The organism is Anaeromyxobacter sp. SG17 (assembly GCF_022690695.1).
GTDB classification, from domain to species: Bacteria; Myxococcota; Myxococcia; order Myxococcales; family Anaeromyxobacteraceae; genus Anaeromyxobacter; species Anaeromyxobacter soli.
Window position 1 is genome coordinate 119,286 of the sequence record NZ_JALCYX010000007.1, and the last position, 6,929, is coordinate 126,214.

General features: G+C 74.1%; 5 protein-coding genes. All 5 read right to left on the reverse strand.

The window, feature by feature from the left end; translation table 11 throughout:
• Positions 1-57 precede the first annotated feature (57 nt).
• Complete coding sequence (locus MNY60_RS05495) at positions 58-2,616, reverse strand: M1 family metallopeptidase (RefSeq protein WP_242337309.1); 2,559 nt, start codon at positions 2,614-2,616, stop codon at positions 58-60.
• Positions 2,617-3,036: 420 nt separating this feature from the next.
• The gene (locus tag MNY60_RS24170) at positions 3,037-4,251 is read right to left on the reverse strand and encodes a hybrid sensor histidine kinase/response regulator (protein WP_242337307.1); all 1,215 of its coding nucleotides are present in this window, start codon (positions 4,249-4,251) and stop codon (positions 3,037-3,039) included.
• Positions 4,248-4,835, reverse strand: coding sequence for a chemotaxis protein CheB (locus tag MNY60_RS05505; protein WP_242353166.1), 588 nt, complete (start codon positions 4,833-4,835; stop codon positions 4,248-4,250). Before MNY60_RS05505 ends, MNY60_RS24170 begins: the two co-directional genes overlap by 4 nt.
• The gene (locus MNY60_RS05510; RefSeq protein ID WP_242337303.1) at positions 4,832-5,650 is read right to left on the reverse strand and encodes a protein-glutamate O-methyltransferase CheR; all 819 of its coding nucleotides are present in this window, start codon (positions 5,648-5,650) and stop codon (positions 4,832-4,834) included. Before MNY60_RS05510 ends, MNY60_RS05505 begins: the two co-directional genes overlap by 4 nt.
• Positions 5,651-5,657: 7 nt before the next feature.
• Positions 5,658-6,929, reverse strand: a 1,272-nt coding sequence (locus MNY60_RS05515; protein WP_242360135.1) for a response regulator, incomplete at its 5' end; no start/stop codon positions are given.

Sequence of the window (6,929 nt, forward strand, 5' to 3'; positions counted from 1 at the left end):
CGGCAGCGCACGGGCCCCGGCGAGCGGGGCGGGGGACGCAGTCCCCCGTTCGAACGTTTATCGCGCCTCGAGCCAGGCGCCGACCGCGGCCTGGGTCCGCTCGCGCAGCGCCACGTCCTGGCGGAGCCGCTCGAGCGTCTGGGCGATGGCCTGGCGCGCCTCGCCGAGCGGATGGGCCGCGAGGAACGCCTCCGCCTCCTCGAGCTCGCCGCGCTCGACGAGCGCGCCCATGGCCTCGACGACGCGCCGGAGCAGCATCGGCGCTCCCTTCACCCGTCCGTGCAGCTCCTCCCAGTCCGCCCGCAGCCTGTCCCAGAACGGGCGCCGCGCGGTGCGGTTCGCGAGGAGCGCCGCGACGAACGAGGCGACGTCCTGCAGCGGGACCTCGTCCGTGAAGACGAGGTCCACTCCCCGCGCCGCGAGCGCAGGCTCCTCGAAGGACGCGAGCGCGAGGAGCCAGCGGCGCCGGAAGGCGGGGTCGGTCTCCTTGGCGAAGAGCCCGCGGAACGCCTCGAAGCGCGCGAGGTCGCCGCCGCGCGCCGCCATCGCCACGGCGGCGTCGTGCAGGTTCGGCTCGAGCGCCCCGCGGTCGCCGCCGATCCAGCGGTCGAGCCGCGCCGCCGCCTCGTGGGTCACGCCCGCGCTCCGGGCCACGAGCCCGAGGGCGCGCACCGCGGCGGCGCGCCGGAGGCGCACCTCGTCACCCTCGCTCGGCGCCGCGCCCCAGCCGCACGCGGCGAGGCGCGGCCCGAACAGCGTCACGACGAGCGCCGCGAAGCGGAGCCGGTCGCCGTCGCCGAGGAGGCGGTACTCGATGGCGGACAGGCGCGCGACGAGCTCGTCGAGGACCGCGTGATCCTCCTCGCCGCCGAAGCGCGTCACGAGATCGAGGAACGCCCCGATCTCCCGCTCGCCGCTCCGCACGAGCGCCCACTCGTCGGAGACGAGCTGGATGCGCTCCGCGGGCGCGAGCCCGGCGAGGTTCTGCCCCAGGGCCTCGAGCCCCGCGGCGTCGTAGGCGACCCGGTAGAACCCCGTCGCGCCGGCGTTGGCGCAGACGAAGGCGGGCGCGTCGGCCCCCGCGAGCTCCACCTCCGCGCGCCGCTCGCGCAGGAGGACGCGCTGCTCCGTCACCCGATCGCCGTCGCCGTGGCGGAGGACGAGCGGCACCGGCCAGACCGTGTCTTCCCCACCCGCGGCGCTCCCCTCCGAGAAGAACCGCCGCTGCTCGAGCGTGAGCACGCGCCCCTCGCGGCGGACGTGCACGAGCGGGAACCCGGGCTGGCCGATCCAGGCGTTCGCGAGCTCGACCACCGGCTCGCGCGAGGCCTCGGCGAGCGCGCCCCACAGGTCGTCGGCGACGGCGTTCCCCTTCGCGTGGCGGCGCATGTAGAGCCGGATCCCGTCCCGGAACCGCTCCGCGCCGAGGTAGCCCTCGATCATGCGGAGCACCGCCCCGCCCTTCTCGTAGGTGATGAGGTCGAACGCCTCGCCTGCCGCGTTCACGTCGCGGATCTCGGCGTGGATGGGGTGCGTGGAGCGCAGGGCGTCGAGGTGCATCGCCGCCGCCTTGCCCTGGTCGAACTCGAGCCAGACGCGCCAGGCGGGGTTCCACTGATCCACGACCTTGAACGCCATCCAGGTGGCGAACGCCTCGTTGAGCCAGAGGTCGTCCCACCACGTCATGGTGACATAGTTGCCGAACCACTGGTGCGCGAGCTCGTGGGTGACCACCTCGGCCACCCGCTTCTTCTGGGCGAGCGACGCGGTCCCCGGATCGAGGAGGAGGGCGACCTCGCGGAAGGTGATGAGCCCCGCGTTCTCCATCGCCCCGGCCTCGAACTCGGGGAGCCCGACCTGATCGACCTTGCCGAACGCGTACGGCACGCCGAAGTAGTCCTCGAGGCGAGGCAGCACCTCGACGGCGACGGCCTGGCCGAAGCCGGTGAGCGGGAGCTTCTCGGGCGAGGCCCAGGTGCGGACCGGCACGCCGCGGACGTTCACGGATGGGAAGGACTGCACCCCGCCGACGACGAGCGCGACGAGGTAGGTCGGCAAGGGCGGGGTCTCGGCGAAGACCACCCGCCGGCGGCCCCCGGGGAGCACCTCCTCGCCCTCGGGTGCGCCGTTCGAGAGCACGACCGCGCCCGCGGGCGCCTCGATCGTGAGCCGCCACGTCGCCTTGAAGCCCGGCTCGTCGAACGAGGGGAACACGCGCCGGGCGTCCGCCGCCTCGAACTGCGTCGCGCAGAGGGCGGGGGCCGCGAGGTAGAGCCCGCGGAGCCCCGGGCTCATGCGCCCGGTCCAGGCGAGCTCGAGCGTGCCCGGCCCGCCCTGCACCGGCTCCGCGAAGCGCAGGACGACGGTCTCGCTCGCGGGCGCCGGCGTGACCGACGCGACGAGGACGCGGCCGCCGGCGTGGAGCGCGGCGCGTGTCACGTCGAGCTCGGCGGCGTGCAGGACGATCTCGTCCACCCCCCTCGAGGACGAGAGCTCGATCCGCTCGCTGCCCGAGAAGCGCTTTCCGTCGAGATCGACGGACAAAGTGGCCTCGTAGCGGAGCGGACGGAGATGGGGCGGGAGCCGGAAGGTGCGGTCGTCGGTGGGGTGTGGCATCGGTCGGTCCTCGAGCGCGCGCGCGGCGCACGCGCAAGGCGTAACCGATGACGGCCGCGTTCCCCACGACTTTCGGCAGGGCACGTGACGTGGCGCAGCTGGATACCCGCGCGGGCGCGCGCCGACCCGCCGGGGCCGGGACGGAGCCGGCTCTACGCGGACACGGCCCCGGAGCTCCGCCATCCTCGCGGCGCTAAACGACAGTTCGTGATTCGCGATCACCTTTGGTGACGCGAATCACGCTGTCGTTCAGCCATGTTCGAACGGGGGCTGCGCCCCCGCCCCGCCGAGCGAAGCTCGTCGGGGCCCCACCCCTGCCCGCCGGGTCCCGTGCGCCGCCGCGAGCGGCTTCGCCGCTTCCGCGGCGTCGCCCCGGCGGGCTCGCGTCGCTCGCCTGGTCCTCGAATCATGATCGGCCGTTTAGATGCCCGCCCCGTCCTTCGGGGCGGCCGGCGCGGCCAGCCCGTCGGCCTCGTCCGGCTCCCTGCGCGGCCCCGTCTCCACGCGCGCCTCGCGCGACTGCGCGGGCTCGAGGCGCGGCAGGCGGACGGCGAAGGTCGTCCCGGTGCCGGGAGAGGAGACCACACCCACGTCGCCCCCGTGCGCCTCCACGAGGCTCCGCACGATGAAGAGCCCCAGCCCGAGCCCGCCGCGCCTGCCGCGGCGCGCGCCGGAGCGGAACGGGTCGAAGATCGACGGGAGCAGCTCGCGCGGGATCGCGCCGGCGTTGCGGACGCGCAGCTCCACCGTGCGCGGGTCCCCGCCGTCCACCTCGACCCGCACCGGCCGATCCTCGCCGTGCTGCAGCGCGTTCGCGACGAGGTTCGACACCACGCGCCCGAGCCGGTCGACGTCCCACTCGCCGGAGTCGTCGCCGCGCACCTCGACGACCGTCCGCTCCGGGTGCTCGCCCTCGAGCTCGCCCACGATGCGCCGGGCGATCTCCCCGAGCCGCGCGGCTCGCCGCTCCAGGCGGATCCCGCCGCTGACGCGCAGGCGGGTGAAGTCGAGCAGCTCCTCGATCATCCGCGCCATCCGGCGCCCGGAGAACAGGATCCGCTGGGCGGTCCTCACGGTGGGCTCGCTCTCGGCGCGGCGCTGGATGAGCTCGGCCGAGGTGAGGATGGAGGAGAGCGGGTTCCGCAGGTCGTGCGCGAGGATCCCGGCGAAGGTCTCGTTCATGCGCAGCTGCTCGCGGAGCTGCGCCACGAGCCCGTCTCGCTCCTCGAGCCGGGCGGCGAGCTCGCGCCGCTGCCGCGCGAGCTGCAGGAAGACGTCCACCTTGGAGCGGACGACGTGCGGATCGAGCGGCTTGTGCAGGAAGTCCACCGCCCCGGCCTCGTACCCCTGGAACACGCGCCCCGGCTCCCGGGCCGCCGCGGTCACGAAGATGACCGGCACCCCGCGCGCGTGCCGCGTGCCGCGCATCAGCTCGGCGAGCTCGAAGCCGTCCATCTCGGGCATGTGCACGTCGAGCACCGCGAGCGCGTACTCGTGGCGCAGGACGAGCTCGAGCGCGTCCTCGCCGGAGCGGGCGCAGTGGATCTCGAGCCCGTCCCTCGCGAGCAGCGCCTGGAGCGCGACGAGGTTCTCCTCTCGATCGTCGACGAGGAGGATCTTCTCCGGGCCGCTCACCGCCTCACCCCCGTCCGTCCCAGGGCGGCGAGGTGGACGCGGAGCTCCGCGGGCGAGAGCACGAGCTCTGGGTCCGCGGCGCGGAGGGCCGCCTCGGGCATGAGCGGCGACGACGCCGTCGCCGGGTCCTGGACGATCGCCAGCCCGCCGGCGCGACGCACGGCGGCGAGGCCCGCGGCGCCGTCGCTGCTCGCGCCGGAGAGCACCACCGCGACGACGCCGTCCGCGAAGGCGTCGGCCGCCGACTCGAGGAGCGGATCGATGGCCGGCCGGGAGTGATGCACGGGAGCGTCGACGGACAGCGCGAGCGTACCGTCCCCCTCGAGGAGCAGATGATAGTCGGGCGGCGCGAGGTACACCGTACCCGGGCACGCGCGCGCCTTGTCCTCCGCCTCGACGACCGGGAGCGCGCTCCGGGTGCCGAGGACCTCCGCCAGGAGGCTCGGCTGCCCCGCGGGCAGGTGGACGACGACGACCACGGGCAGCGGGTAACCCGGCGGCAGCGCGGGGAGGATCTCGAGGAGCGTCTCGATCGCCCCGGCGGATCCGCCGATGACCACGATGCGCGGCTCGGCCACGTTCACGCCCTCCGGTAGATCCGCTCTCCCCGATCGAAGTCGGTGAAGCGCCCGGCCTGGGCGGAGAAGCGGACGGTCTCGCGCGCGCCGAGGCCGAGGAACCCCATGGGGCAGAGCGCGTCGGCGAAGAGGCGCAGCGCCCGGTCCTGCAGCCCGCGGTCGAAGTAGATGAGCACGTTCCGGCACGAGACCATCTGCACCTCGGCGAAGACCTCGTCGGTCGCGAGGCTGTGGTCGGCGAACACGACGCGCGCGCGGAGCGAGCGGTCGAACGCGGCGCCGCCGTAGCCGGTCACGTAGTGATCGGACAGCGAGCCCTTCCCGCCCGCGCGCTGGTAGTTCTCGCTGAACGCGGGCATGCGCTCGAGCGCGAACACGCCCGCCTCCGCCTGCGCGAGCGCCGGCGGGTGGATGTCCGTGGCGTAGATGATCGTCCGCTCGAGGAGCCCCTCCTCCCGCAACAGGATCGCGTACGAGTAGACCTCCTCCCCGGTCGCGCAGCCCGCGATCCAGAGCTTCACCGACGGATACGTGGCGAGGACCGGCACCACCCGCTCCCGCACCGCCCGGAAGTACGAGGGGTCGCGGAAGAGATCGCTCACCTGGATCGTGAGGTCCTCGAGGAGCTGCGGGAAAACGGTGGGCTCGTGGAGCACGCGCTCCTGCAGGGCGGACAGCGTCCGGCAGCCGAGGCGGTGGGCGGCGCGCACGAGGCGGCGCTTCATCGAGGCCCGGCCGTAGCGGCGGAAGTCGTACTGGTACTTCTCGAAGATCGCCTCGAGGAGGAGCTGGATCTCCAGATCGACGTCTTGCGAGGCCAAAGGTCTCCTAGCGCGGCATCCAGACCCGCATGAGCGAGAGGAGCTTCTCGAGGTCGATGGGCTTCGAGACGTAGTCGTTCGCCCCGGCGTCGAGGCAGCGCTGGCGATCGTCCGCCATCGCGCGGGCGGTGAGCGCGATGATGGGCAGCTTCGCGAGCCGCGGATCGGCGCGGATGCGCCGCATCGCCTCGTATCCGTCCATCTCCGGCATCATGATGTCCATCAGCACGAGGTCCGTGCGGGGAGTGCGCGCGAGCACCTCCAGCGCCTCGCGCCCGTTCCGCGCGATGTCCACCGTCGCGCCGCGCGCCTCGAGGAGCGCCGCGAGCGCGAACACGTTGCGGACGTCGTCCTCCACCACCAGCACCCGGCGGCCCTCGAAGGCGGCCTCGCGGCTGCGCGCCACCTGGAGCATGCGGCGCCGCTCCGGCGGGAGCTCGGACTCGACCTGGTGGAGGAACAGCGTGACCTCGTCGAGGAGCCGCTCGGGTGAGCGCGCCCCCTTCACGATGATGGACCGCGAGTAGCGCCGCAGCCGCTGCTCCTCGTCCGGCTCGAGCGAGCGGCCGGTGTAGACGATGACGGGCGGGAACGGCGTCCGCTCGCTCGCGGCCATCCGCTCGAGGAGGTCGAAGCCCGAGCCGTCCGGGAGCGCGAGGTCCATCACCACGCAGTCGAAGGTCTGGCTCCCGAGCTTCGAGAGCGCGTCCACCACGGTCGAGGCGCCGACGGTCTCGACGTCGCGCCCCGAGAGCAGCCGGGACAGGCTCTCCTGCTGGACGGGGTCGTCCTCCACCAGGAGGATGCGCCGCACCCCGGCGCGGAGACGCTGCTCGAGGGTCTCGAACGCCCCGAGGAGCTCCTCGCGCTTCACCGGCTTCAGGACGTACCCGACCGCGCCCATCTCCAGCGCGGCGTGGGTGTAGTCCTCGACCGACATCACGTGGACCGGGACGTGGCGGGTGCGCGGGTCGCGCTTCAGCTGATCGAGCACGGCGAGCCCGGAGAGGTCCGGCAGCCCCACGTCGAGCACGATCGCCTCGGGGGGCTCCGCGAACGCCCGCTCGAGCCCCGCGGCCGCCGTCGTGGCGAGCTCGCAGGCGAAGCTGCGCTCCCGCGCGAGCCCGCAGAGCACCTCGGCGAAGGCCGGGTCGTCCTCGATCACCAGCACACGGCGCGCGCCGGTGAGCTTCGCAGGCGCCGCCTCCGGGGAGGCGTCGGGCGGCGCCTTCGCGAGGGCGGCGGGCGCGGTCGCGCGCAGGGCCGGCGGCGGCCGGCT

Excerpts from the sequence above, each read along its gene's own strand:
- MNY60_RS05495 (WP_242337309.1), bottom strand. The coding sequence starts at position 2,616 with ATGCCACACCCCACCGACGACCGCACCTTCCGGCTCCCGCCCCATCTC.